We start from the raw sequence: 25,942 nt of genomic DNA, 5'->3' as shown, positions 1-25,942 counted from the left end.
CCCAACCAACAGGCACACCACCCTTTTTCGGAGCCGTCCGTGGAACGCGTCGTTCAATTCACAGGTCCCCGCCAGGTGGAGGTGGCCGAGCACGAGAGCCTGGAGCTGCCGCCGGGCCACCTGCGCGTCCACACCCGCTATTCGGGCATATCGGCCGGTACGGAGCTGACCGCCTACCGCGGCACGAACCCCTATCTGACCCGGACCTGGGACGCCGACGCCCGCCTCTTCCGCGACGACGAGGCCGGCATCTCGTACCCGGTCGTCGGCTGGGGCTACTCCGAGGTCGGCGAAGTCACCGAGGTCTCCCCGGAGTTGGTCGGCACGCCGGGCATGCCCGAGGTCGGCGACCTCGTGTGGGGCATCTGGGGCCACCGCAGCGAGGGCATCGTCCCGGCCGAGCGCATGATCGGCCACACGCTCCCGGCGGGCCTCGAACCACTGGCCGGAGCGTTCGCCCGGGTCGGCGCCATCGCGTACAACGCGATCCTGGCCGGCGGCATCAACCTCGGCGAGGACGTCGCCGTGTTCGGCCAGGGCGTCATCGGCCTGATCGCCACCCGCCTCGCCCAGCTCAGCGGCGCCCGTGTCACCGCGGTCGACGCGATGGACGCCCGCCTGGAATCGGCGAAGAAGTACGGCGCCCACGCCACGCTCAACGCCCGCACGGACGCGGTCGCCGAGCGCATCCGCGAGGCCACCGGGGGCCGCGGCACCGACCTCGCCATCGAGATCAGCGGCGTCTACCCGGCGCTGCACCAGGCCGTGCGCTCGGTGACCGTCGGCGGCCGCGTCGTCGCCTCCGGCTTCTATCAGGGCGACGGCATGGGCCTGCGGCTCGGCGACGAGTTCCACCACAACCGCGTGGAGATCGTCTGCTCGCAGATCGGCGGCGTCCCGGCGCAGCTGTCCGGCCGCTGGACCGTGGAGCGCCTCCAGCAGACGTTCCTGCGGCTCGTCGCCGAGGGCCAGGTCGACGTGGAGTCGCTGGTCAGCCATGTCGTCCCGGTCGCGGACGCGGCCGACGCGTACGTCCTGCTCGACGAGCGCCCCGCGGACGCCCTCCAGGTCGTCCTGGAATTCTGAGAAGTTTCGAGACGGCCCGATCCAAACGACAGGGCCCAGGCCCGAGACGGCCCCCTGCGCCCGAGACGGCCCCGGAGGGCCTGAGAGGTACCGAGAGAGACATGCTGAAGATCGCTGCCCAGGAACAGTTGCTGCCCGGCGAGAGCCTCCAGGAGAAGTGGGAGTTCGCGCAGGGCGCCGGGTACGGGGCCATCGAGCTGCGCGCCAAGGGCGACCTGCACTTCGCCTCCCGGCTCCCGGAGTTGAAGCAGGCACTCAAGGACGGCGTGGTCATGCCGACCGTGTGCGTCGACATGCTGCACTTCTTCGGCGCCTTCGACGACGAGCTGCGCCGCGACGCGATCGTCCAGATGAAGTCGCAGCTCTCCGTCATCGCCGAGCTCGGCGGGCTCGGCGCGCAGACCCCGGCCTCGTACGGGATGTTCTCGCGCCGCCTGCCCCCGTTCGAGCCGCCGCGTTCGGAGGAGCGGGACCGCGAGGTCCTGCTCGAAGGCCTCACCGAGCTGGGCGAGCATGCCTCCGCCGAGGGCGTCACGCTCTACCTCGAACCGCTCAACCGGTACGAGGACCACATGGTCAACCGCCTTGAGCAGGCAGCCGAGTTGATCAAGGAGGTCGGTCTGGACGCGGTCCGGATCGGCATCGACAGCTACCACATGAACATCGAGGAGACCGACCCCGCGCAGGCGATCCTCACCCACGCCCCCTACATCGGGCACGCCCAGGTGTCGGACTCCAACCGCTTCCAGCCGGGCGCGGGACACCTCGACTGGCAGGCGTGGCTGGGTGCCCTGCACACCGCCGGCTACGGGGGGTACCTCGCGGCCGAGTGCCGGCTGACCGGCGACCCGGTCGAGGCGGTCCGGTCCGTGCCCGCGTTCCTCAAGGGGTCCGGCGCGTGACCGCTCTTCTCGACGGGCCAGCCCGCACCGCCGCCGCGGACCTGACCCTGCGGCGCGGCGCGGGCCGGGTCCTCCTCGACAACTGGGTGGGCACGAGCACGGTGCCGTCCCGAACCCTGTATCCGCACCAGTGGAGTTGGGACTCCGCGTTCATCGCGATCGGCCTTCGGCACCTGTCCGCGCGCCGGGCGCAGCGCGAGCTGGAGTCGCTGCTCGGGGCGCAGTGGGGCGACGGGCGTGTGCCGCACATCGTGTTCAACTCGGCGGTGCCGAACGGGGCGTACTTCCCGAGCCCCGACTTCTGGCGCTCGTCCACGGCGGGCGCGGGGGTGGGCGCGCCGGTCTCGCCCGAGACGTCGGGCATCGTCCAGCCGCCCGTGCACGCGCTGGCCGCCTGGCTCGTGCACCGCGCCGACCCGGCCGAGTCGCGGCGCCGCGGCTTCCTGGCCCGGGTGTATCCGCGCCTCGTGGCCTGGCACCGCTACCTCCTCGACCGGCGCGATCTGGGCGGCGGCGGCCTCGCGGCGATCGTGCACCCGTGGGAGCCCGGCATGGACAACAGCCCTTGCTGGGACGCCCCGTTGGCCCGCATCACCCCGGCGGACCCCGGCAGCTACCGGCGCGCCGACCTCGACCACGGCCACCCGGCGGACCGCCCCACGGACCTCGACTACGGCCGCTATGTGCGGCTCGCCGTCGACTACCGCGACGCGGGGTACGACGACCGTGCGGCCGAGCACCCCTTCCGGCTCGAAGACCCGTGCATGAACGCCCTGTTGATCGCGAGCGAGCTGGCCCTCGCCGAGATCGCAGGCTGCGTGGGCGGCGACGCGGCCGTCCACGAGGCGGGGGCCGCGAAGCTCACTGACGCGCTCGTGACGCGCCTGTGGGACGACGGGGCCGGCCTGTTCCGGGCCCGCGACCTGGTCGACGACACCTTCGTGCCGGCGCGCAGTGTGGCGGGGCTCGTTCCGCTGCTCGCGCCCGGTCTGCCCGATGAGGTCGTGGACCGTCTGGTGTCGACGCTGGACGGCCCGGCCTTCCACGCCGACTCCACGGCCCTCGTGCCGAGTTACGACCTGACGGGCCCGGCCTTCGACCCGACCCGGTACTGGCGTGGGCCTGCCTGGTTCAACACCGCGTGGCTCATCGAGCGCGGCCTTCGCACCCACGGCCGGCACCTGCACGCCGACCGGATCCGCGCCGCGCTCCTCGACACGGCGGGCGCGTCCGGGTTCGCGGAGTACGTCGACCCGACGACGGGCGCGGCGCGCGGCGCCCGCTCGTTCTCCTGGACGGCCGCGCTCGCCCTCGACCTGCTGAACTCCGAGGAGGCAGCCCGATGAGCGGCGCCGCCCAACGCGCTCAACTCGTGCGCGACGCCACGTTCGCGCACATCGACGCGGACGGCGGTGTCACCGGTACGCGCGGGGCCACGCCGGACGGGTTGTTCGTGCGCGACGCCCGACACCTGAGCCGCTGGCAGCTCGCCGTCGACGGCACCGCGCCCGCCGTGCTCTCCCCCGTCGGGTCGGCCGGGGAGTGCGTACTCACCCCGGAAGGGACCCGTGACGCTCCGCCCGCGTACACCGTCTTCCGCCAACAGGCCGTCACAGCAGGCGAGTTCACGGACGTCCTGCAGCTCGTCAGCAACAGCCCCGACCCGCTCGTCGCCGAGGTCGTCATCACCGCAGACGCCGACTTCGCCGACACCTTCGAGCTGCGCGCGGACGAGCGCAGCTACCCCAAGCCAGATGCTGAGCGCACGGCTCACCGCACGGACACGGGCGTCGAGTTCGACTACCGCAGGGCCGACTGGCACTCCCGCACGGTCGTGTCCGCGTCCCCCGCGCCCGACTCCGTGCGCGGCGACGGGCCGTACGAGCTGGTGTGGCGCCTCGCCCTGGCGCCGCACGGCCGGGCCGAGCTGCGGCTGAACGTCGCGGCGCATCCGCACGGTGGGCCGCAGCTCGCGGCGGACCGGGTGCGCGGCGGTGCGGCCGAACTCATCGACGTATCCGACGACTTGGACAGGGCTTGCGCCCAAGGCCTCACGGATCTGGACCTGTTGACGATCTCCGCTCCCGGCGTGGACGGCGAGCCCGTCAGCATCCCGGCGGCCGGTGTGCCGTGGTTCCTCACCCTGTTCGGGCGGGATTCCCTGCTCACCTCGTACTTCATGCTCCCCTACCGGCCCGCCCTCGCGGCCGGCACGCTGAGCGCGCTCGCCGCCACGCAGGGACAGGAGTACGACGCGTTCCGCGGCGAGCAGCCCGGCCGGATCGTGCACGAGACGCGACGCGGCGAGCTCGCCCACTTCGGGCAGGTGCCGTACGGGCGTTATTACGGGACGATCGACGCGACGCCACTGTTCCTGGTGCTGCTGCACGCCCACTTCGAGGCGACGAAGGACGCGGCGCTCGCCGCCCGCCTGGAGACGCACGCGCGCTCCGCCGTCGACTGGATGCTCGGCGACGGCGGCCTGCGCGAGCACGGCTACCTCGTGTACGAGCCGGACCCGAACGGTCTCGTCAATCAGAACTGGAAGGACTCCGCCGGCGCCATCTGCTTCAAGGACGGCACCCAGGCGGAAGGCCCCATCGCCGTGTCCGAGGCCCAGGGCTACGCGTACGACGGTCTGCGTCGCACGGCCCGCCTCGCCGCGCAGGTATGGCAGGACGCCGTGTACGCACGGGAGTTGGACCGGCTGGCCGACGATATGCGGGCGCGCTTCGCCCGTGACTTCTGGCTGGCCGATGACGATTTCCCGGCGCTCGCCCTCGACGGGGAGGGCCGCCAGGTCGACGCGCTCGCCTCGGACGCCGGGCATCTGCTCTGGTCCGGCATCCTCGACGAGGACCGCGCGCGACGCGTGGGCGAGCGCCTCCTGGATGCGGACTTCTTCTCCGGCTGGGCGATCCGCACGCTCGCCGCGGACCAGCGTCCCTACCACCCGCTGTCGTACCACCGCGGCAGCGCCTGGCCGCACGACAACGCCGTCATCGCGCTCGGCCTCGCCCGCTACGGGCTCGGCGACGAGCTGCGCCGGATGGCGTCCGGGCTGATCGACGCGGCGGCCGGGCACGGGCACCGGCTCCCCGAGGTGCTCGGCGGCTACGCGCGCACCGACGCCGCCCGCCCGGTCCCCTACCCGCACTCCTGCTCCCCGCAGGCGTGGGCGGCGGCGACGCCGTGGGCGCTGCGCACCGCCCTTACCGCGGTGGGAGGTTGACGCCTTACCACGACCAGTGGTCGACGGGCGGCCGGTTGAGATGAGGTGCCGGGGCGGCAGTAGGGTGACGCCCGTGGCACCACGACCTCTGCATGAAATCGTCGAAGCGGGCTGGGCGAAGGCCCTCGAGCCCGTGGCCGGGCAGATCTCCGCGATGGGGGAATTCCTCCGCGCGGAGATCGGCGCCGGGCGCACCTACCTCCCGGCGGGCGCCAACGTGCTGCGCGCCTTCCAGCAGCCGTTCGACGACGTGCGGGTGCTGATCGTCGGGCAGGATCCCTACCCGACGCCGGGGCACGCCGTTGGTTTGTCCTTCTCGGTTGCTCCTGACGTACGCCCCCTGCCGCCCAGCCTCATCAACATCTACCGCGAGATGAACGCGGACCTCGGGCTGCCGGAGCCGTCGAACGGGGACCTGACCCCGTGGACGCAGCAGGGCGTGCTGCTCCTCAACAGGGCGCTCACGGTGGCCCCGCGCCGTCCGGCCTCGCACCGCGACAAGGGCTGGGAGCAGGTCACCGAGCAGGCGATCCGCGCCCTCGCCGCGCGCGGGACGCCGCTCGTGTCGATCCTGTGGGGCCGTGACGCGCGCAATCTGCGGCCGCTGCTCAGCGACTATCCGGCGGTCGAGTCCTCGCACCCCTCCCCCATGTCGGCGGATCGCGGCTTCTTCGGCTCCCGCCCGTTCAGCCGGGCCAACGACCTTCTCGAACGCCAGGGCTCGCAGCCCGTCGACTGGCGGCTGCCGTGACCGAGGGCCCGGCCGAGTGGGTGCTCGGGGTGGACTCCGGCGGCTCGGGACTCCGGGCCGCGCTCGCGCCCGTCGACGACATCGGGCGCGCGCTGACGAACACTTCGTCCGTACCTGTACGTACGTCGGGCTCCGGCATCGACCCCGGGCAAATGGTGGAACAACTCGTGCCGATGGCGCGGGAGTTGCTGGATCGTGTCGGGGAAGTCACGGTGTCTGCCGTCGCGTTGGGGGCAGCCGGGATGGCGACGCTCGGCGACGGGCTCCGGGCCGAGTTGCCGGGGGCACTCGCGCGTGAACTGGGCGTCGGGCGGCTCGCGTTGGCCGCCGACGGGGTCACCGCGTACGCGGGTGCGCTCGGGCAGCGGCGCGGGGCGGTCGTCGCCGCGGGCACCGGGATGATCGCGCTCGGCACCGACCTCGCGGGCTGGCGGCGGGCCGACGGGTGGGGACATCTGCTCGGCGACTGCGGCGGCGGCGCGTGGATCGGACAGGCCGGGCTCGACGCCGCGATGCGCGCCTTCGACGGGCGGCGCGGCGGAAGCAAGGCGCTGCTCGCGCTCGCCGAGGAACACTTCGGGCCCGCCATTGAACTGCCGGGCCGCATCTACCCGCGCACCGACCGCCCGGCGGCGCTCGCCGCGTTCGCCCCCGACGTGGCGCGCTGCGCCCTCGACGACCCGGCGGCCGCGGACATCCTGCGTCGGGCCGCCGCGCACATCGCCGAGGCGGCCGCGGCGGTCTGTCCGGCCGACGGCGGCGAGGTCGCCCTGACCGGTGGCCTTTTCAAGCTGGGCGAGCCGCTGCTCGGCCCGCTGCGGGAGGAGCTGACCGAGCAGCTTCCGCAGGCCACGGTCGTGCCCGCCACCGGCGACCCCCTGCACGGGTCCCTCGTGATCGCTGCCGCGCTCGCAGCGGACGGACTCCGGCTGCCGCTCGACCGACGCCTGCTTCATGTGCCGTAATTCACTTCGAATATCCCGCACACCCCTCCGGACCAGGACACTTGCAGGATTCGTAACTGAAAGGACAATCTCGGACGGAAACCGCTCATGTGCACCCTGACCGAACAACGAAGCCGGTCGAGCCAGTAGCATGCGGCGCCATGAGCACCCCCACTGGGCCCGCATCCGGCCTGCCCGTACGAATGCCGCGACCCCGACAGCCCGGACGCCACCGTCGCCCGGAACCCGTGGCCGCCCCCGAGGGCGCGCCGTCTCTTGTGCTCGCGGTGCCCGGCACGCCCAGCGCCGCCACGCGCATGCTCGCCGACGAGGTGGTGAGCATCGCCCGGTCCGAGCTGCCCGGTCTGGACGCGCGGGTCGGCTTCGTGGAGGGTGAGCTCACCGACTTCCCGATCTCTGCCGAGTTCCCCTCGCTGGCGTCCGTGCTCGCGCACGCCGCGAAGGAGCGCACCGCCCGCTACGAGCAGGCGCTCGCGGCCGGTGTCGAGGCGCAGGAGCCGGCCGGGCCGGTCGGCGTCGTCGTGCCGCTGCTCGCAGGACCGGACAACGCCCAGCTGCGGCAGATCCGGCAGGCCATCGCCGAAAGCCGCGTCGCCGCGGAGCTGACCGATGTGCTCGGCCCGCACCCGCTGCTCGCGGAGGCCCTGCACGTGCGGCTCTCGGAGGCCGGCCTGGCCCGCGCCGACCGCGCCCGCCTCTTCGCCGTGACCACGGCGGCGGACGGGATCATCCTCGCGTCCATAGGCGGCGAGGAGGCGGTCCAGGCCGCGGGGATCACCGGCATGCTGCTCGCCGCGCGGCTCGCCGTGCCGGTGATGGCGGCGGCGCTCGACGAGGAGGGGGCGGTTGCCGCCACGGCCGAGCAGCTGCGGGGTTCCGGTTCGCAGCAGCTGGCGCTCGCGCCGTACCTCGTCGGTCCCGAGCTCGACCCGTCCGTACTTGAGGCTGCCGCCAAGGATGCGGGGTGTGCTGTCGCGGAGCCGCTGGGGGCGTATCCGGCGATGGGGAAGCTCGCGCTCGCGAAGTACGCGACGGCGTTGGGAATTACCCCTCAGCCGGTTGCCTCTGGCAGCTGAGCCGTTGGGGGTTCGGGGTCCGGGACGATGTCCCGGACCCCGTTTTTTTGTCCTCAATCGCCGGACGGGCTGGATTGATTGACCGGACGGGCTTGATGGTCGAATCGCCGGTCGGACTTGGCGGTTGAACGCCTGACGGGCTTGGCGGTTGAATGCCTGACGAGGGTGATCGTTGGCCGTTACGGTCGGGGGATGACCCTCGATGACGCCTTGGTGACGGAACAGCTGGCCTACTACCGGGCGCGGGCGCCCGAGTACGACCGGCCCTATGCGCAGCGGGCGGACTTGCAGGAGTTGTTGCGGGGCAGCGCGGAGTGGCCCGTGCGCGGGGACGTGCTGGAGCTGGCCTGTGGGACCGGGCAGTGGACCGCGCGGTTCGCGCCGCGGGTCACGTCCGTGACCGCCGTCGACGCGTCGGAGGAAGTGCTCGCGATCGCACGGGAGCGGGTGTCCGCGCCCAACGTCCGCTTCGAGCAGGCCGATCTGTTCGACTGGCGGCCGTCGCGGCGCTACGACACCGTGTTCTTCGGATTCTGGCTGTCGCACGTGCCGCCGGCCCGGATGCCGGGGTTCTGGAGCTCGGTCGCCGCCTCCCTCGCTCCCGGCGGCAAAGTGGTCTTCGTCGACGACGGCCCGTCCATGGCCGCGGACGAGGAACTGCTGACGGACGAGTCCGCCCCGGCCGCGGTGCGCGAGCTCGACGACGGCAGCCGGTACCGCATCGTGAAGGTCTTCCACGAGGCCGAGGCACTGACCGGTGACCTGGCCTCCCTCGGCTGGGCGGCGGACGTACGCCCTGCGGCGCGGAACTACCTCGTGGGTGTGGCAGAGCCGGCGGTCTAGCCGAACACCACGCAGGACGCCGCCGGCACCGGCGCGCTGCCGCCCCGCACCGGGACCCCGGACTCCCGGTCGACCGTGAACCACGTGACGTCGCCGGAGCGCTCGTTCGCGGCGTAGAGGAAGCGGCCGGAGGGGTCGAGGGCCAGGTCGCGGGGCCAGTTGCCGCCGCAGGGGACGGTGCCGTGGAGGGTCGGCCGCTCGCCGGTCGGGTCGAGGGCGAAGAGGGAGAGCAGGTCGGCGCCGCGCGTCGCCGTCCACAGGAAGCGGCCGTCGGGGGCGACGACGAGCGCCGAGGGGTACGCGTCGCCGGCCGGTGCGCCCGTCAGAACCGGGGTCTCCGTGAGCGGCTTGAGGGCGCCGTCCGCGGCGTTCCACGCGCAGACCGTCAGCGTGGGGGCGAGTTCGTTGAGGACGTACACGTAGTCGCCCGACGGGTGGAAGGCCAGGTGGCGGGGGCCCGAGCCGGGGCGCAGGGCCGTCTCCTGGTGCGGCAGGAGGCCGCTTCCTTCGGGGTTCTTCGCGTACGTACGGACCGAGTCCGTGCCCAGGTCGACCGCGAGGGCCCAGGCGCCGGTGGGGTCCGGCCGGATCTGGTGGGCGTGCGGGGACTGCTGGCGCTGCGGGTGCGGGCCCGAACCGGTGTGGCGGTGCACCTCGGCCGCGCCCCCGGCCGGGATTCCGTCGGCGCGCAGCGGGACCGAACTGACGCTGCCGGAACCGTAGTTGGCGGTCAGGACCTGACCGTCCCAGACGGACAGATGGGTGGGGCTCTCGCCGCCCACCGGCACCGGCGGCGCGGCGGGCGTCAGCGGCGCCGAGTCCGTGCGGAACGCGGCCACCGCCCCGTCGGCCGTCTCGCTCACCGCGTACAGCAGGCCGCCGGAGACCGTCAGGTACGAGGGGTCGGGCAGCTCGTCCGTGGCGTCGAGGAGCGTGAGCGAGCCGTCCTTGGGGTCGAGCGCCGCGGTCACGATGCCGCGCCCGCCGGCCGCCGTGAACGATCCGATGTACGCCCGCTCTGCCTGGCTCCCGGTCACTGCGTCCCCTTTCGGCGTGCGGACCCGGCGCCCGCGCCGCCGACGGTAGCAGCGGGCCAGGGCCTGTCGTTTGGACCGGCCCCGCGAGCCCGGCCTGATCCGAACGGCAGGCCCTGGGTCAGAGCAGGTCCCGCCAGGGCCTCGTGGGGCGTTGCGTGGCCGGCTCCTCGCCGCGGGCGCGGGGGTGGGCGTCGGGGTGGTGGACGTAGGCGGGGGTGGCCGGTGCGTCGTCGTACGTGCGGTGGAAGACCGGGGTCGTCGAGCCGGAGAGCGGCGGGACGATCCAGGACCAGTCGGCGCCGACGGCGCGGCCGCGGGACTCCTCGCGGGCGACGTGGGTGAGGAAGCGCCGGGACTCGGTGTGGTGGTCGGCCATGGTGACGCCCGCGCTGTCGAAGGAGTGCAGGACGGAGCGGTTCAGCTCGACGAGGGCGCGGTCCTTCCAGAGGGACCGGTCGCTGGAGGTGTCGAGGCCGAGGCACTCGGCGAGGTAGGGCAGCAGGTTGTAACGGTCGGTGTCGGCGAGGTTGCGGGCGCCTATCTCCGTGCCCATGTACCAGCCGTTGAAGGGGGCCGCGCCGTAGCAGACGCCGCCGATCTCCAGGCACATGTTGGCGAGCGCGGGAACCGCGTGCCAGCGCAGGCCGAGATCGGACCACCAGTCGAACTCCGGGTGCCGCAACGGGACTTCGAGGATCGCGTCGGAGGGGAGGTCGAAGCAGCGGGGCGGTCGGCGCGGGTCCGCCTGGACGAGCAGCGGCAGTACGTCGAAGGGGCTGCCGGCGCCGCCGCGCCAGCCCAGGCGGCGGGCGTACGCCGTGAGTCCGGTGCCGCGCGGGTCCCCGACCACATGGCCGTCGCGCTGGACGTAGCCGGCGTAGCGGATGAGTTGTTCGTTCCAGATACGGGGGCCGGAGTGGTCCGGCCGGTCGGGGGCGAAGACCGTGATGAGCGGGCGGATGCGGCCGCCGGGGGCCGCCTCGCGCAGATGGTCGGCGCAGGCCTCGGCGATGTCCTCGGCGGCGGTGAGGTGCCGCAGGTCGCGTACGCGCAGGGACTGCCAGTAGAGGCGGCCTATGCAGCGGTTGGCGTTGCGCCAGGCGACGCGGGCGCCGAAGACGAGTTCCTGCGGGGTGTGCGTGTACGTGCCCGTGGCCGCGAGCTCCGCGTCGACCTCGGCGAGGCGGGCGGCCGGGTCGCCGAGCCCCTGCTCCGCGTGGTGCTGGCGGACGAACGCGGCCGCGGCGTGTGCGACTTCGCCGGTGCCGCGTGGGGTGGGGGTGGCGGGCCTGGGGCGGGTGCCATCGGCGGTGACCGGGCAGCGGTCGTGGCGGGGTGGTTCGGGGGCGCGGGGGCCGGTGTGCCGGTTCGGGGCGAGGGCCAGCCAGCCGGCGGCGTCCGCCGGGTCCGTCGCGCTCCTCGCGTTCGTCACGTCCTCCACGGCTCGTGTTCCGTTCCGGCGCAGGTTGCTACGCATGGTGCACCCCCAGCGACTGGTCATCGGCGCGCGACCCGCTCCCGCACGGACGTGCGCCCTGGATTCGATGGCGCGGGGTCTACCCGTCGGGCGAACTGATCCACCCTGTATGTGCCCCGGACACGTGCCTCAAACGATGCGGCGGTGTCCACGCCGCTGCGAGACAACCACAAGCCGACCCCGGTCGGCGCCCGGTTACGGAGGCGCGGGGAGCGCATGGAACTGCGCCCGGGGCGCGCGCGGCCGACTGCGCGCCCGGCCTGATCCAAACGACAGGCCCTACGCCTCCCGAGCCCCGCGCAGCGGTACCGCCAGCTCCACCAGCGCGCGCTCGAGCGCGTGCAGGTGGGCCAGGACCGGATGCCCCGCCTCCGCGACCTGCGGAACCGCAACCGCCGCGCGAGCGTACGGCGCGGGAGCCGTGAGCGCCTCGACCGCCGCCTCCACCCGCTGGCACGCCGCTGCGAGCCGCGCGTCGTGGGAGGCCTCCGGGTCCGCGGCGACGGACGCCAGCCCCCGCACCTCGCGCGCACAGTCGTCGAGCAGCGTGAGCACCTGCCGGGCCCGGCCCTTCCGGGCCTTCACGGGGCTCAGCGGATGCACGAGCGGCGACAACGACAGCCGTACCCGCCCGAGGATGTGCTCCAGTTCCGCGACGCGCGGCGCCGGATCGGCGCTCGCGTCGCCGCTCAGCCGCGCCGCCGTCTCGGCCGCGCACGCGTGCACACACCGCAGCGCCCGCTCGACCCATGCCTCGGTCACGGAGTGCGTGGTCACGGGCAGCAGGAGCAGCACCGCGAGCGCGGCGCCGAGCGAACCGACCGCCGTCTCCCCCACCCGGAGGGCCAGCAGCGCCGGGTGGAGCACGCCGAGGAGCCCGTACAGCATGCTCGCCATCACCGTGACCGCGAGCATCATCCAGGTGTACGAGACGTGCGCGGTGTAGAAGATCCCGAAGACGCTGACCGCGACGATCACGGCGGCGGCCACCGCGTGGTCGTGCAGCGGGACGGCGACCAGGAACCCGAGCCCGATGCCGAGCACCGTCCCCAGGGACCGCCTGAAGCCCCGCACCACCGTCTCGCCGCGCGACGTCGTCGCCACGAACACCCACCACGTCGCGCCCACGGCCCAGTACCACCGCTGGTCCGAGAGCAGCTGCCCGATGCCGAGCGCGAATCCCGCCCCCACGGTCGCCTGCACGGCCTGCCGCGTCGTGATCCGCGCGAGCCCCGTGCCCCCGGTCGGCGCGGGCACGCCGACGGGCGCCGGGAGCCGCCGCTCGTAGCACCACACCCCGAACCGGACGACCGCCGCCGCGCCGAGCGACAGCAGCACGGCGACGTACAGCTCGGGCAGTTGCCGCGGCACGGTGTGCAGGAACTGGGAGGCGAAGAAGGTCATGAACGCGAAGACCCCGAGCGAGTGCCCGCGCGGCCCCCACCGCCGCGCGTACACGCCCGCTCCCACGACGGCCAGGAAGGCGAGATCGCGCGCGAGGGGGATGTCGTGCAGGGCCGCGGCGAGCGCGAGCACCGGCAGCCCGACGGCCGGCAGCAGCGCCGTCGTGACGGCCTGCCCGCGCACCGTCGCGTCGGTCACCGTGAACAGCGCGAGCAGCGCGGCGAGGCCGCCCGTGATCGCACCGGTCAGCGACTGCCCGACCGCGCCGCACAGTGCGACGGCGAGCCCGATCCCCAGCACGGCCCGCGTCGCGAACCGCAGCCGTATCCGCCCCGGATCCGCCGCCACGAACGCCCTCTTCAGCAACGTGCCCCGCCCCTTCCGTACCGCGTCCGTCTCCTGACATGGAAAAGGCGCCGCGGAGACCCTCCCGGGTCCGCAGCGCCATCGACAGGCCCATCTCAGCACCTGTGGGGCCCGTGGTTCAACAGAGCCCGGAATCGCTGGGCCATTGGCCCAGTCCCCGGCTTCCGCCCCGTCGCCCCACCGGACCATCTGTCCAGCCGGGCCACCGACGCGACTTTCTCTCGACAGGACGTCCGTGATGCGCGGTGTCTGTGGAGTGACGGTGAAGCGGGTTTCGGCCGCTCGGGACGGGCAACATGCCGCCCGTGACTCACCCCAGCGACGGCATTCCGAACAATGCCCCATACGGTTCCAGCCCGAACAGGCCTCCCCATAGGGGCCCTTATCCCGCACAAGGCGGAGACACCGCCCCGATACACGGCGGCCCCGGTACTCCGTACGACGGCGGCCCCGGCGCCCCGTACGACGGTGGTCCCCGCGCCCCGTACGACGGTGGCCAACGCCCCCCGTACGACGGTCCCCCGCCGCCCGCCTACCGCCAGGACCCGGACGTGCCGTACCAGCCCGTCCCCCACACCGGCTACGGCCAGAACTCCGGGTTCACCCCGTCCGGCCGCCCGGTGCGCAACCGCAGCGGCCGTGGCGCGGACCGCTTCGCCCTGATCGTGCACACCCTGGCCGACATCGCCGCGGTCTTCCTCGGCCTCTGGATCCTGCTGTACCTGCTCGACGCGAACCAGTCGAACGTGTTCGTCGACTTCGTGCACGGCATGGCCGACTGGCTCGCCGGCTGGTCGCAGGACATCTTCACCATGGACACCGAGGGGCTGCGCGTCTTCTTCAACAACGCACTGCCCGCGGTGATCTATCTCGTGGTGGGCCACGGCGCCGCCGCCTGGATCCGCCGCCTGTGAGTCGCTCGTCGGCCGGACTTCGGGGCGGCCCCCAACGCCCTGGAGACTCCGCCGACGGGCCTTCTTCCGATCACACCCGTCGCACACCTTGACGCCCGCGGGCACCCGGCGGGACGCTCGGCTCACCTTGAATCCGACGTCAACTCCGACGTCCACATCGAGAGGCGCGCCGATGACGCAGGTCTGGACGGTCCGCGGTCCGATCGACTCCAGCGAACTCGGGAACGTACTCGTCCATGAACACGTCGTCATCGTCGGCGAGGAGTTCCGGCAGAACTACGCGGAGTGGGACGAGCAGGCCGTCGTCGACGACGCCGTCGCCCAGCTGAACGAGCTCAAGGGCCTCGGCATCGACACGATCCTCGACCCGACGGTGCTCGGTCTCGGCCGGTACATCCCCCGCATCCAGAAGATCGCCGCGCGCACGGACCTCAACATCGTCCCCGCGACCGGTCTCTACACGTACAACGACCTGCCGTTCCAGTTCCACTACAACGGTCCCGGCACCCTGTTCGGCGGCCCCGATCCGCTCATCGACCTGTTCGTGAAGGATCTGACCGAGGGCATCGCGGACACCGGTGTGCGGGCCGCGTTCCTCAAGTGCGCCATTGAGGAACAGGGCCTCACCCCAGGCGTCGAGCGGGCCATGCGGGCGGTCGGTCAGGCGTCCGTACGCACCGGGGCGCCGATCACCGTGCACACCCACCCGGCATCGGAGTCGGGGCTCGTCGCGCAGCGCGTGCTCGCCGAGGAGGGCGTCGACCTCACGCGTGTCGTGATCGGCCACTCCGGGGACACCGCTGACCTGGACCACCTGATGCGGCTCGCCGACGCCGGCTCGTACCTCGGCATGGACCGGTTCGGGCTCGACACACCACTGACCACCGAACAGCGCGTCGACACCATCGTGGAGCTGGTGCGCCGCGGCTACACCGACCGGATCACGATCTCGCACGACGCCGCGTGTCTCATCGACTGGTTCGGCGACATCGACCGCGCCGAGGTCGCCCCGCACTGGAACTACCGGCACATCAGCGAGGACGTACTGCCCGCCCTCGCCGACAAGGGTGTGTCCAAGGACGACATCGACACGATCCTGCGGGCCAACCCGCGGCGCCACTTCGAGAGTTAGGTCCTGTCGACAGGCTGTGGGGCCTGTCATCAGGACCCAGCGCCTCAGGGGCTGACCGCGCCTCCCCCGCGCTCCACGCTGCGCAGCACCTCCGCGTGGAGGGCGGCCAGTCCGCCGGGCGGCACCGTCGCGGGGCTGCCGGTGAGGGTGTACCACTCGTCGGCGCCGGTGTACTGGACGGCGATCCGGGCCCGGTCCCCGGCCTCCCGGACGGTGGCGACGGTGAGGTCCCCGGTGACCACGCCGACCTCGTCGGTCATGGCGCCGCCGGGGCCCGCGTGCACCTCGCCGGTGAGGGTCTCGGCCTTCTTCTCGTCCCCGCTCATGTCGTCCCCGCTCATGCGGAACACGTGCCCAGCATCGTGGTCAGCTCGGCCTTCTCGGCGTCGGTGACCGTCAGTTCGTACGTCGACTTCACCGACACCCAGGAGCGGGCGTACGTGCACCAGTAGTCCTTGGCGTCCGGCTGCCACTCGTCGGGCCCCTGGTCGCCCTTGGAGCGGTTCGAGTGGGCGGACACCGACAGGAGTTGGGGGTGCTTCAGGTCGTTGGCGAACGTCTTGCGCTGCTCCTGCGTCCACTGGTCGGCGCCGGAGCGCCAGGCGTTGGCGAGCGGCACGGTGTGGTCGATGTCGAGGTCCCCGGAGTCCGTGAACTTCTCGCCGTCGTAGATGCTGACCCAGTTCCCGGAGACCGCGCGGCACTCGTCGTCCGTCTTCACGTCCTTGCCGTCGCGCTTGAGGACCGCTTCGCGGGTGGTGCAGTTGTCGCCCTGCTCCTCCCAGTGCGGGAACTTGTCACGGCTGTAGCCGGACATGGAGCCGTGGGGTGCCACCTTCAGTTCGGCCAGTTCGGCGCGGGCGTCGTCCGCGCTCGGCACGCCGGGGAGGGTGCCCTCCTGCGCGGGGGCGCCGGTGGTCGCGCTCGCCGAGGTCGAGGGTTCGGCGCCCTGCGCCGGGTCGTCGGATCCGCTGCCGACCCCCTGGCACCCCGCGAGCAACAGCACCGTGAGCGCGGCCGGCACCGCCGACCGGCCCAACCGCCCGAACCGCGTACGTTCCTGAAACCCCATGCCCCGCAACTACCTTCCGTCGGCCGCTTCGAACACTCGAAGCGTACGATGCGGCCGACGGAGCGTCAGGGACCAGGCGCGGCCGGGCCCTGTCGCAGGCAACCGTGGAGTGCGAACTAGCGAGTCGAGGCCAGCAGCTTCAGCACCTCGTCCGTCGTGCCCGTCTCCCCCAGGCGCGGGAAGATCCGCTCGACGCTGCCGCGGTGCCCCTCCGGGTCGAGGTCGGTCATGGCGTCGGTGGCGAGGGTGACGTGATAGCCGTGCTCGTGGGCGGCGCGGGCCGTGGACTCCACGCCGATGCTGGTGGCGACTCCGGTCAGGACGACCTGGGTGATGCCGCGGCGGCGCAGGTGCAGGTCGAGGTCGGTGCCGTAGAACGCCGACCAGTTCCGCTTGGTGACGGTGATGTCCTCCGGGTGCCCGGCGAGCGCGTCGGTGATCTCGTCCCAGCCCTCGGGCATGGCACGGCCACTGCCGGGCGTCTCGGTGCGGCCGGGCGTCGCGTCGGAGCCGTCGGCGGCGAAGCTGACCCGGACCAGGACCACAGGGAGCCCCGCCCCGCGGAAGGCATCGGCGAGGCGCGAGCTGCGGTCGACGACGTCGGACACGGCGTACGGGGCGCCGGACACACCCATGAGGCCCTTCTGGAGGTCGACGACGACGAGGGCGGTCTTGGGGTCGAGCGTGGTGAGAGACACGTGAACTTCCTTAGGGACGAGCAGTGTTGAACAGCGTTGACAGATGAGTGGTGGTGTCAGTCCCGGCCGACCCGGCGCAGCGCCCGGTCGGCCGCGGTCACCAGGAGCAGCAGCACGGAGACGACGACGAGCATCCAGGCCAGGTCGTGCAGACCAGCCGTGTTGGCACCGGTCTTGAAGAACGCGGCGTTCCCGGCGGAGGCGAGCAGCGCGCCGAGGTAGGTGAACGTGCGCAGCAGTCCGGCGGACGCGCCCGTGCGCTCCGGGTCGGCCTGGGCGTAGAGGGCGTTCTGGTTGGCGAGGCCGATGAGGCCCTGCGGGATGCCGAAGATGGCGCCGACGACGACGAGGACCCAGATCGGGCTGTCGGAGTTCAGCCCCAACAGGGCGGCTACTCCGACGAGTTGAGCGACGCCGCCGACGAACAGCTTGCCGCGCACCTGCGGGCGGCGTCCGGTGAGGACGGTGACACCGATGGCCATCAGGGACATCGGGAGCAGCAGAAGTCCTGCCTGTTCGGGGCCGAGGCCGCGGCCGTCCTGGAGCCACTGGCTGTAGCCGTACAGGAACGCGTACGACGTTGTGTAGGCGAGGAGTTGGCGCGCGTACGTGGCGAGCAGCGGGGTGTTGCCGCTCAGCACGCGCAGGTCGATGAAGGGGTCGGCGGAGGCCAGTTCCCTGCGGGCGAAGACCGCGCCCGCGACCGCGCCGATCACCGGCAGGTACCAGTGCGCGACCCCCGGCGACGTGAGGAACAGCATGAACGCGGTGAGTGATCCGGCGAACAGCAGCATGCCGGGCACGTCCGCCGAGGTGGTGGCATCGGCTTCGCGGCCCGCCCTGACGTGCTTCGGCAGCCGCAGCGCGCCGAGCACCAGACAGGCGAGCGACAGCGGCACATTGATCGCGAAGATGAGGTGCCAGCCGCCGAGGCCGATCAGTACGCCGCCCAGGGTCGGGCCGATGACGGCGATGACCTGGTTGGACACCGACAGCGCGGCGAGGATGCCACTGGGGCTCTTCATGCCGGTGCGCTCGGACTCGGTGCGCAGCAGATACATGGAGGCCGGGTACGCGGCGGAGGTGCCGAAGCCGAGCAGTACCCGGGAGACGATCAGCACCCAGAAGCTCGGGGCGAGCACGCCGAGCAGGCCCGCGACACCGACGAGCGCGGTGCCGAGCAGATAGAGCCTGCGCGGCCCGAACGCGTCGACGAGCCGGCCGATGACGGGCTGGCCGACGGCCGTGGCGAGGTAGAGCGCGGAGACGAGCCAGGCCGTCTGGGACGGCGGGACGCCGAAGGCGTGGCCGATCGGGACGAGCGCCACGGCGAGCATCGAGGAGTTGATCGGGTTCAGGATCGACCCGAACATCATCGGCGCGACGAGGCGCCGGTCGAAGCCGTCGCCCGCGCCCCGCTTCCGCCCGCTCCGGACGCGCTCGACTATGCCGCTCACGCCTGCGTCACCTCGTCGAGCAGCGCCATCGCCGTGATCACGGCGCGCAGCTGCTCCTCGCTGCCGCGCTCGGCGAGCTGTCCGGCGAGCCATGCCTGACGGGCCCTGCGCACACCCTGGCGGCGCTCACGCCCCACCTCGGTGAGCGCGACCACGCGGCGACGCCCGTCCTCGGGGTCCGCGTGGCGCTCGACGAGGCCGCGCTCCTCCAGGGCGATGACGTGCTTGGCCATGGACTGCGGCCGCACGTTCTCGATCGCCGCGAGGTCGCTGGCGGTGGAGGGCCCATACCTGTCGAGCCGGGAGAGCACGGACGCCTGGGCGGGCGAGAGCTCGCCCTCGGGGTCCACGTCGAGCGCCATCAGCTTGCGGCGGAGCCGGCTGATGATCACCCACACGTCGTCGGTGGCCCGCGCCGCGAGCTCCTCGATCGGTGCGCTGTCGTCGTTCATGCCTCCACGGTAGATCGACAGCCCAGGCTGTGCAACCTTGGCTGCACAGTTTCCCTGTCGAGTACGTCGCGTGACCCCGGCCGTGGCGGCGCATCCGCAGGGCCGCCCCCACGTGAAAGTAATGACGTACGAAAGTCCGGCCCATCCGTCGGGCGTTCGGCTCCGGATTACCTCTGCACCCGCGATGACGCGCGTACCGGTACAGCGCCTTGGAGGACCTGAACGTGAAGGAAGCCGTCCACATCGGCCCGGGCCCGGCACCCGGGCCCGATCTGCAAGAACTCATGGCCGACGTGGCCAGGGGCGACCAGGAGGCCTTCGCGTCGGTGTACGACGTCGTCGCCGGGTCCGTCCTCGGCGTCGTGCGCAGCGTGCTGCGCGACCGCGCGCAGTCCGAGGAGGTGGCGCAGGAGGTGCTCGTCGAGGTGTGGCGGACGGCCGCGCGCTACCGGCCCGACCGCGGCACCGCGATCAACTGGGTGCTGACCCTGGCGCACCGGCGCGCGATCGACCGGGTCCGGTCGGTGGAGGCCGCCGCGGCCCGCGATCACCGCGCGGCGCTCCTCGACAGGACACCGGAGTTCGACGAGGTGACCGAGGAGGTGGAGGCCCGACTGGAGCGCGAGCAGGTACGCCGCTGTCTGCGCATGTTGACCGAACTCCAGCGTGAGTCCGTGTCGTTGGCGTACTACCGGGGTCTGACCTACCACGAAGTGGCCGAGTTGCTGACGGTGCCGCTGGGGACCATCAAGACGCGGCTGCGCGACGGTCTGATCCGGCTCCGTGACTGCCTGGGGGTGAGCGCGTGAGCGCCGCGGATCTGCACACGTTGACGGGCGCGTACGCGCTGCACGCACTCACCGAGGCCGAGCGGGAGGAGTTCGAGCGGCATCTCGGCCCCTGCGAGTCCTGCGCGCAGGAAGTGGCGGAGCTGTCCGCCACGGCCAACCGGCTCGGCCTGGGCCTCTCGATGGTGCCTCCGGCCGGATTCAGGGACCAGGTGCTGCAGCGGATCACGACCGTCCGCCAAGAGGCGCCGCGCACCTCCCCGGACGCCCCGAAGGCCCGGCTGTCGTGGCGGGCGCGGCGCGTTCCGCGCTGGACGCTGGCCGCCTGCCTCGCCGGCGTCGTCGCGCTGGGCGGTACGACGGTGTGGCAGTACCAGGAGGCGCAGGACGCGCAGCGGCGGGCGCGCACCGCGCAGGCGGGCACGGACGAGGTGGCGGCGGTCCTCGCCGCGCCCGACGCGAAGGTGCGCACCGCGTCCCTCGACGGCGGGGCGAACGGCACCGTCGTGGTCTCCGGGCAGCAGGACAAGGCGGTGTTCGTGGCGTCCGGGATGACGGCGCCGCCGCGCGGCAAGGTGTACCAGCTGTGGTTCGACGACGGCGGCACGATGCGCTCGGCCGGCCTGATGGACCCGGGGCGCGAGTCGCAGACCGTGCTGATGGCCGGCGCGGTGGGCGACTCGACAGGTATGGGCATCACGGTGGAGCCGACCGGTGGTTCGGACCGGCCGACGTCGAAGCCGCTGGCGTTGATGTCACTACCTACGTGAGGACGTGCTGAGCGCCGGTCGTCCGGGGGCCGACCGGCGCTCAGTCACGGCGGGGCGGACGCGGGAAGAAGCCGCTGGTGCGGGCCGCGTACGCGGAGTACCCCGGGCGCTCCGCCATGTGCCGCTCCAGCAACGCCTTTCCGCTGCCACCGATCAGCAGGTAGCTCATGGTCAGCGGGGAGATGACGGCGAGCAGGGCGGGCAGCGGGCCCGCTTCGCATGCGATGAGGAACAGGCCCCACCAGACGCAGAAGTCCCCGAAGTAGTTGGGGTGCCGGGTCCAGCTCCACAGGCCGCGGTCCATGAGGCGGCCCCGGTTCGCGGGATCGGCCTTGAACCGGGCGAGCTGGCGGTCGCCGACCGCCTCGAAGAACAGCCCCACGGCCCACACCACCGCTCCGGCGACCGCGAGGAAGGACAGCGGCCCGGTCGCGTACGCGGCGATCTGCACCGGCAGCGACACCAGGACGATGAGGGCGCCCTGGAGCAGGTACACCATGCGCAGCGCGTACCACTGGCGGTTGCCTGGCGCCTTGGCGAGGAGTTGCTCGTAGCGCGGGTCCTCGCCGTGCCCGCGCGAACGCCGGCCGATGTGGACCGCGAGTCGCACACCCCACACGGCGGTGAGCAGGGTGACGAGCAGCCGCCGCGCGGCGTCGCCCTCGCCCGCGGAGACCCCGTACGTGGCGACGGCGACCGCCGCGAACCCGAGACCCCACGCCACATCGACGCCCCGGTGCTTCCCCGTCCGTACGCCGATCAGGAACGCGGTCAGGACGACGGCGAGCACCACGCCCGCGCTGACGGCGACGTTCCATCCGAACGCGCTCCACCTCAGCTCATTCATCGCCGCTCCAGGTGCCGAGGCGCAGCGGCAGCGCGGCGCCGCCCTTGGGATCGGGGCGCACGGCCAGGATCTGGTCGACGCCCATCCGGCGTTCCGCGAAGGCGAGTTGACCGCCAACGAGGTACAGCCGCCACACCCGCGCGCCCTCCTCGCCGAGCAGCCGCACCGCTTCGTCCCAGTTCTCCTCCAGGGTCCGGTGCCAGGCGTCGACCGTGCGGACGTAGTGCTCCCGCAGGGCCTCGACGGAGCGGACCTCCAGGCCCGCCTGTTCGAGGAGCGTCACCGTGTCCCCCAGTGGACGCATGTGCATGTCCGGGGCGATGAACGCCTCGATGAACGCACCGCCGCCGGGCGCGGTGTGCTGCCGCGACATCTGCTGGACGAGGATCCGGCCGCCCGACCTGACCCGGTCGTTCAACAGCGCTGCGAACGCAGGGTATTCGGCGTCGCCGACGTGTTCGCCCATCTCGATGGTGGCGGCCGCGTCGTACTCGCCACCCGCGGGTTCCCGGTAGTCCTGGCAGAGCACCTCGACGCGCTTGTCCAGGCCTCGCGCCGTCGCCTGTTCCTTTACGTAGGCGGCCTGTTCGGCGGCGAGGGTGACCGCGGTGACGTGCACGCCGTGCTGTTCGGCGGCGTACAGCGTGAGCGAACCCCAGCCGCAGCCGACGTCGAGGAGGCGGTCGCCGGCCTTCAAGTCGAGCTTGCGGCAGACGAGTTCGAGCTTGGCGCGCTGGGCGGCGGCCAGGGTGGTGGGCGGGGCGTCGGCCCGCGCGCCCTGCGGTGTCTCGTCCGGCTCGTCCGGCCAGTACGCGCACGAGTAGGCCATCGTGTCGTCCAGCAGGAACCGGTAGAAGGCGTTCGACAGGTCGTAGTGGTGGCTGATGGCGGCGCGGTCGCGGGCCCTGCTGTGCAGTGTGCCGCGTAGGCGGGCCTGGCCTGCCGGGGGCGCGGGCGGGGGCCCGACGGCGCCGAGGCGCAGCAGTGTGCGGGCGGCGCGGGCGCGGACGGCGAGGGTGATGCGCGGCGCGTACACGGACCGCTCGCGCGCGGCCCGCCACATCGTGCGCAGGGCCTCGCCGAGGTCCCCTTCGACGTCGATGTCGCCGGTGATGTACGCCTGGGACAGGCCGAGTTCGCCCGGATTCCACAGGAGGCGTCGCAGGGCGCGGCGGGTGCGGACGACGACCACGGGGGTGCCGGCCGGGCCCGCCTCGCTGCCGTCCCAGGCGCGCAGGCGCAGCGGGAGCGGGCCGCCGAGCGCGTCCTCTGCGAGGGCGGCGAGCCGGTCCGCGGCGCCTGTTCGGGTGGGCTTCGGGGTCATCGGCGCGCACTCTCCTTGGTGAAAAGGAACTGCTGGACATCGAGGTACCCGGAGCGGAACCCGGCCTCGGAGTAGGCGAGATACAGGGTCCACATGCGGCGGAACGTCTCGTCGAAGCCGAGGGCCTCGACCTCGTCGGCCCGTTCGGTGAAGCGCTCGCGCCACAGCCGCAGCGTCTCGGCGTAGTGCGGTCCGTACGCGTCGCGGCGTGCGGTGCGCAGCCGGGTGTGGTCGCGGGTGATCCTGTCGACGGCCTCGACGGACGGCAGCAGCCCGCCGGGGAAGACGTACTTCTGGATCCAGGTGTACGTGTCCCTGGTCGTGAGCATCCGGTCGTGCGGCATGGTGATGGCCTGGACGGCGGCCCGGCCACCGGGCTCCAGCCGGTCGTCGAGGGTGCGGAAGTAGCCCGTCCAGTACTCCTCGCCGACGGCCTCGACCATTTCGACGCTGAGCACGGCGTCGTACGTGCCCGTGCTCTCGCGGTAGTCGCGCAGCTCGACGATCACCCGGTCGGTGAGGCCCGCCTGGTGGATGCGGCGGCGGGCGAGGTTCTGCTGCTCGGCGGAGAGCGTCAGCGAGGTGACGTGGGCGCCGCGGGCGGCGGCGCGCACGGCGAGTTCGCCCCAGCCGGTGCCGATCTCCAGGACACGGGTGCCGGAGCCGACCTCGGCGAGGTCGAGCAGCCGGTCGATCTTGCGGTGCTGGGCGGCGGCCAGGACGGACCGGTCGGCGGGGAAGCCCCGGAAGACCGCCGAGGAGTAGCTGAGCGTGTCGTCGAGGAACAGGGCGAACAGGTCGTTGGAGAGGTCGTAGTGGTGGCTGATGTTCGCGCGGGAGCCCTGCACGGTGTTGCGCCGGGCGTCGGGCTGGCGCTGCGCCCACAGTCCGCGCAGCCGCTGCAACGGGGCGGGCACGAGGCTGCCCACGTGCCGGGCGAGGACGGTGAGCGCGGCGACGAGGTCGGGCGCGTCCCACTCCCCCGCCTGGTACGACTCGCCGAAGCCGATGAGGCCCCGGGCGCCGATTCTGCGGTGGAACGCCTCCGGATCGCGTACGTCGAGCACGGGGCCTCCCAGACCCACCGGATCCTCCCCCAAGTACCGTACGCGCAACGGGAGTCGGCGCAGGGCGGAGCGGACCACGGCTGCGGCGACGGCCGTGCGGGCCCGTGACGCGGGCGGCAGAGCGGCGACGTCGGGCCAGCGTGCGGCGTCCACCGCGGTGCGGGCGGCGGGCGGGGCGGCTGTCGAGCTCGCGGTCGAGGTGGAGGTCGCGGTGGAGGTCGCGGTGAGCCTCATTTCATGCCTTTCTGCGGCTGGTGACGGGAGCGGGGCACGATGCGCAGGCCGCGCAGCAGCAGCCGTACTCCGTGCCACCGGATCGCGGCGGACACCGCGCGCGTGGACAGGGGGTGGCGCAGCACGGTGCGCGCGATACCGAGCGGGGTCGCGGCACGCCGCTGCCCGCGGACGGTGGCCGTGAACGGCGGTGCGGAGCCGCCCTCCAGACGGATCGTCAAGTCGAGGCGTTCGCCGGGTGGCGCGAGCCGCATCCGGTAGTGGCCCTCGACCTCGAAGAACGGCGAGACGTAGAACTCCTTGTCCGCACGCGCCCGGTGGTCGGCGTCGGGGCGCAGCAGATAGCAGTGGCGTTCGCCGTACGTGTTGTGGACCTCGGCGACGACGCAGCGCGGCGGCCCGTCCGGGGCATCGGCGTCGTGGCACCAGTAGACGGTGAGCGGGTTGAAGACGTGGCCGAGGACGCGGGCGTGGGCGAGCATCTCGACCCGGCCGCCCGCAAGGTCGACACCGTTGGCCGCGAGGAACGTGTCCAGACGTCCGCGCAGGGTGGGCGCGTCGCCGCCGAGGTGGTCGCGTGCGTCGAAGCGGGCGAACCAGCGCAGCGGGTAAGGGAGTCGGGGCGGCCGGTCGATGTCGATGAGCCACAGGTACGTGCGGTGACGCAGGGTGTGACGCACCGGGCCGGTGCGGACGTGGGCGACGGTGCAGGGGTAGAGGGCCGGGGTGCCGGTCGTCCGGGGCGTCACCACGTCACCCCCAGTGCGGCGGCGGCCGCGACCCCCGACCGGCAGCCGTCCTCGTGGAACCCCCAGCCGTGGTAGGCACCGGCGAACGCCGTGACGGGGCCGTTCAGTTCGGGGAGCCGGCGCTGGGCGGCCACGGATTCGGGGGTGAACACGGGGTGTTCGTAGACCATGCGCGCCAGGACGCGGGAGTCCGCGACGCGGCCGGCCCCGTTGAGGGTGACGAGGAACCGTTCGGGGGCGTCGAGGCGTTGCAGCCGGTTCATGTCGTAGCTGACGCGGACGCCCGCCGCGTCCGTGTCGCACGACGGCATCAGGTAGTTCCAGGAGGCCCCCGCCGCCGGACTCCGCGGCAGGACACGGGTGTCGGTGTGCAGGAGCGTCGGGTTGCGGGAGTAGCGGAACGCGCCGAGCACGGCGCGTTCGCGCCGGTCGGCGTCGGCGAGCAGCCGCAGCGCCTGGTCGGGGTGGGTGGCGAGGACGACGGAGTCGTATGTGACCGTGCCGAGGCGGTCGGTGGTGACATCGGCGCCGGTGGTGTGTCGCCGCACAGCGCGCACCGGGGTGCCGGTGTGCACGGCGTCGAGACCCTTGGCGACGCGTTCTACGTAGCGGTGGGAGCCGCCGGTCACGGTGCGCCAGACCGGCGAGCCGGAGACCGCGAGCATCCCGTGGTGGTCGAGGAACCGGAAGAGGTGGGTGGCGGGGTACTGCCGGGCGGTGTGTCCGTCGCACGACCAGACCGCGGAGACGAGAGGGGTCATGAAGTGGGCGACGAAGTAGGGCGAGAAGCGCTCACGTTCGAGGAACTCACCGAGGGTGAGCGGCAGTTCGCCCTGCCCGGTCTCCGCGAGGAGTCGCCCGGCCTCCGCAAGGAGTCGGCGGGCCGCCCGGTGGAAGCGCGGCACCTCCTCCAGCATGCGCAGATAGGAAGGTCGCAGCGCGCTGCGCGGCCGGGCGAACAGTCCGCGCGGTCCGCGAGCACCCGCGTACTCCAGGCCGCAGCCATCGCAGCGCACGGACATGCTCATCTCCGACTCCTGCGTGGCGACGCCGAGCTCACGGAAGAGGCGCAGCAGGTTCGGGTACGTACGCCGGTTGTGCACGATGAACCCGGAGTCCACCTGATGCACCCGGCCGTCCGTCGAGGTCAGGTCATGGGTGTGCGCGTGCCCGCCGAGCCGGTCGTCGGCCTCGTACAGGGTCACCTGGTGGCTGCGCCCGAGAATGTGCGCCGCCGTAAGACCCGCCACTCCGCTGCCGATGACGGCCGTGTGCCGCCTCGCCCCGCCTGACATCGCG

Annotated in this window: 25 protein-coding genes; 12 read left to right on the top strand and 13 right to left on the bottom strand. The window is 72.7% G+C overall.

What is annotated here, in order from left to right; translation table 11 throughout:
* Positions 1-39 precede the first annotated feature (39 nt).
* From OG746_RS19265 to OG746_RS19230, 8 genes are all read left to right on the top strand, one after another.
* Complete coding sequence (locus OG746_RS19265; RefSeq protein WP_323179632.1) at positions 40-1,086, top strand: zinc-dependent alcohol dehydrogenase; 1,047 nt, start codon at positions 40-42, stop codon at positions 1,084-1,086.
* A 101-nt stretch (positions 1,087-1,187) separates the two neighbouring features.
* On the top strand, positions 1,188-1,988 hold the full coding sequence (locus tag OG746_RS19260) for a sugar phosphate isomerase/epimerase family protein (protein ID WP_266716093.1): 801 nt from the start codon (positions 1,188-1,190) through the stop codon (positions 1,986-1,988).
* On the top strand, positions 1,985-3,334 hold the full coding sequence (locus tag OG746_RS19255) for an MGH1-like glycoside hydrolase domain-containing protein (protein WP_266716091.1): 1,350 nt from the start codon (positions 1,985-1,987) through the stop codon (positions 3,332-3,334). The genes OG746_RS19260 and OG746_RS19255 overlap by 4 nt, the downstream gene beginning before the upstream one ends.
* Positions 3,331-5,220, top strand: a complete 1,890-nt coding sequence (locus OG746_RS19250) for an amylo-alpha-1,6-glucosidase (protein WP_266716089.1) — start codon at positions 3,331-3,333, stop codon at positions 5,218-5,220. The genes OG746_RS19255 and OG746_RS19250 overlap by 4 nt, the downstream gene beginning before the upstream one ends.
* 73 nt (positions 5,221-5,293) lie before the next feature.
* Positions 5,294-5,971, top strand: a complete 678-nt coding sequence (locus OG746_RS19245; RefSeq protein ID WP_266716087.1) for a uracil-DNA glycosylase — start codon at positions 5,294-5,296, stop codon at positions 5,969-5,971.
* Entirely contained in the window at positions 5,968-6,936 is a 969-nt protein-coding gene (locus OG746_RS19240) for an N-acetylglucosamine kinase (RefSeq protein ID WP_266716085.1), read from the top strand. Before OG746_RS19245 ends, OG746_RS19240 begins: the two co-directional genes overlap by 4 nt.
* 140 nt (positions 6,937-7,076) lie before the next feature.
* Entirely contained in the window at positions 7,077-8,012 is a 936-nt protein-coding gene (locus tag OG746_RS19235) for a sirohydrochlorin chelatase (RefSeq protein ID WP_266716083.1), read from the top strand.
* Positions 8,013-8,204: 192 nt separating this feature from the next.
* Positions 8,205-8,855 (top strand): class I SAM-dependent methyltransferase, encoded by a 651-nt coding sequence (locus OG746_RS19230; protein ID WP_266716082.1) that lies wholly within the window; start codon positions 8,205-8,207, stop codon positions 8,853-8,855.
* On the opposite strand, the gene OG746_RS19225 is transcribed toward OG746_RS19230, so the two are convergent.
* From OG746_RS19225 to OG746_RS19215, 3 genes are all read right to left on the bottom strand, one after another.
* Entirely contained in the window at positions 8,852-9,892 is a 1,041-nt protein-coding gene (locus OG746_RS19225) for a lactonase family protein (RefSeq protein WP_266716081.1), read from the bottom strand. The genes OG746_RS19230 and OG746_RS19225 overlap by 4 nt on opposite strands.
* 118 nt (positions 9,893-10,010) lie before the next feature.
* Positions 10,011-11,333 (bottom strand): nitric oxide synthase oxygenase, encoded by a 1,323-nt coding sequence (locus OG746_RS19220; protein WP_266716079.1) that lies wholly within the window; start codon positions 11,331-11,333, stop codon positions 10,011-10,013.
* A 315-nt stretch (positions 11,334-11,648) separates the two neighbouring features.
* On the bottom strand, positions 11,649-13,139 hold the full coding sequence (locus OG746_RS19215) for an FUSC family protein (protein WP_266716077.1): 1,491 nt from the start codon (positions 13,137-13,139) through the stop codon (positions 11,649-11,651).
* Between the two features lie 620 nt (positions 13,140-13,759).
* Here OG746_RS19215 and OG746_RS19210 point away from each other — a divergent pair.
* Together OG746_RS19210 and OG746_RS19205 are read left to right on the top strand one after the other, a co-directional pair.
* A complete protein-coding gene (locus OG746_RS19210; protein ID WP_266719075.1) occupies positions 13,760-14,053 on the top strand; it encodes a hypothetical protein in 294 nt (97 codons plus the stop codon).
* A 172-nt stretch (positions 14,054-14,225) separates the two neighbouring features.
* Entirely contained in the window at positions 14,226-15,185 is a 960-nt protein-coding gene (locus OG746_RS19205; RefSeq protein ID WP_266716075.1) for a phosphotriesterase family protein, read from the top strand.
* A 44-nt stretch (positions 15,186-15,229) separates the two neighbouring features.
* Here the strand turns inward: OG746_RS19205 and OG746_RS19200 are convergent, their stop codons facing one another.
* From OG746_RS19200 to OG746_RS19180, 5 genes are all read right to left on the bottom strand, one after another.
* Complete coding sequence (locus OG746_RS19200; protein ID WP_266719073.1) at positions 15,230-15,526, bottom strand: hypothetical protein; 297 nt, start codon at positions 15,524-15,526, stop codon at positions 15,230-15,232.
* Positions 15,523-16,257: an HNH endonuclease family protein gene (locus tag OG746_RS19195; protein WP_266716073.1), complete on the bottom strand. Its 735-nt coding sequence runs from the start codon at positions 16,255-16,257 to the stop codon at positions 15,523-15,525. Before OG746_RS19195 ends, OG746_RS19200 begins: the two co-directional genes overlap by 4 nt.
* A 116-nt stretch (positions 16,258-16,373) precedes the next feature.
* Complete coding sequence (locus OG746_RS19190) at positions 16,374-16,955, bottom strand: hydrolase (protein WP_266716071.1); 582 nt, start codon at positions 16,953-16,955, stop codon at positions 16,374-16,376.
* A gap of 56 nt (positions 16,956-17,011) precedes the next feature.
* A complete protein-coding gene (locus OG746_RS19185) occupies positions 17,012-18,331 on the bottom strand; it encodes an MFS transporter (protein WP_524540472.1) in 1,320 nt (439 codons plus the stop codon).
* 77 nt (positions 18,332-18,408) lie between these two features.
* Complete coding sequence (locus tag OG746_RS19180; protein WP_266716069.1) at positions 18,409-18,864, bottom strand: MarR family winged helix-turn-helix transcriptional regulator; 456 nt, start codon at positions 18,862-18,864, stop codon at positions 18,409-18,411.
* A gap of 224 nt (positions 18,865-19,088) precedes the next feature.
* Here OG746_RS19180 and OG746_RS19175 point away from each other — a divergent pair, with 224 nt between their 5' ends.
* Positions 19,089-19,673 (top strand): sigma-70 family RNA polymerase sigma factor, encoded by a 585-nt coding sequence (locus OG746_RS19175; RefSeq protein ID WP_266716068.1) that lies wholly within the window; start codon positions 19,089-19,091, stop codon positions 19,671-19,673.
* On the top strand, positions 19,670-20,422 hold the full coding sequence (locus OG746_RS19170; protein WP_266716066.1) for an anti-sigma factor: 753 nt from the start codon (positions 19,670-19,672) through the stop codon (positions 20,420-20,422). The genes OG746_RS19175 and OG746_RS19170 overlap by 4 nt, the downstream gene beginning before the upstream one ends.
* A 40-nt stretch (positions 20,423-20,462) precedes the next feature.
* On the opposite strand, the gene OG746_RS19165 is transcribed toward OG746_RS19170, so the two are convergent.
* Genes OG746_RS19165 through OG746_RS19145 form a run of 5 tightly spaced genes read right to left on the bottom strand, consistent with a single transcriptional unit; the run spans position 20,463 to position 25,938 of the window.
* A complete protein-coding gene (locus tag OG746_RS19165) occupies positions 20,463-21,269 on the bottom strand; it encodes a DUF1295 domain-containing protein (RefSeq protein ID WP_266716064.1) in 807 nt (268 codons plus the stop codon).
* Complete coding sequence (locus tag OG746_RS19160; protein WP_266716062.1) at positions 21,262-22,593, bottom strand: class I SAM-dependent methyltransferase; 1,332 nt, start codon at positions 22,591-22,593, stop codon at positions 21,262-21,264. Before OG746_RS19160 ends, OG746_RS19165 begins: the two co-directional genes overlap by 8 nt.
* On the bottom strand, positions 22,590-23,894 hold the full coding sequence (locus tag OG746_RS19155) for an SAM-dependent methyltransferase (RefSeq protein WP_266716060.1): 1,305 nt from the start codon (positions 23,892-23,894) through the stop codon (positions 22,590-22,592). Before OG746_RS19155 ends, OG746_RS19160 begins: the two co-directional genes overlap by 4 nt.
* Entirely contained in the window at positions 23,891-24,646 is a 756-nt protein-coding gene (locus OG746_RS19150) for a DUF1365 domain-containing protein (protein ID WP_524540431.1), read from the bottom strand. The genes OG746_RS19155 and OG746_RS19150 overlap by 4 nt, the downstream gene beginning before the upstream one ends.
* A complete protein-coding gene (locus OG746_RS19145) occupies positions 24,640-25,938 on the bottom strand; it encodes an NAD(P)/FAD-dependent oxidoreductase (protein ID WP_266716056.1) in 1,299 nt (432 codons plus the stop codon). Before OG746_RS19145 ends, OG746_RS19150 begins: the two co-directional genes overlap by 7 nt.
* Positions 25,939-25,942: the final 4 nt, after the last annotated feature.

It is taken from the genome of Streptomyces sp. NBC_01016, assembly GCF_026341035.1.
Lineage (GTDB): Bacteria > Actinomycetota > Actinomycetes > Streptomycetales > Streptomycetaceae > Streptomyces.
This window is presented reverse-complemented; position numbering and strand designations above follow the sequence as displayed.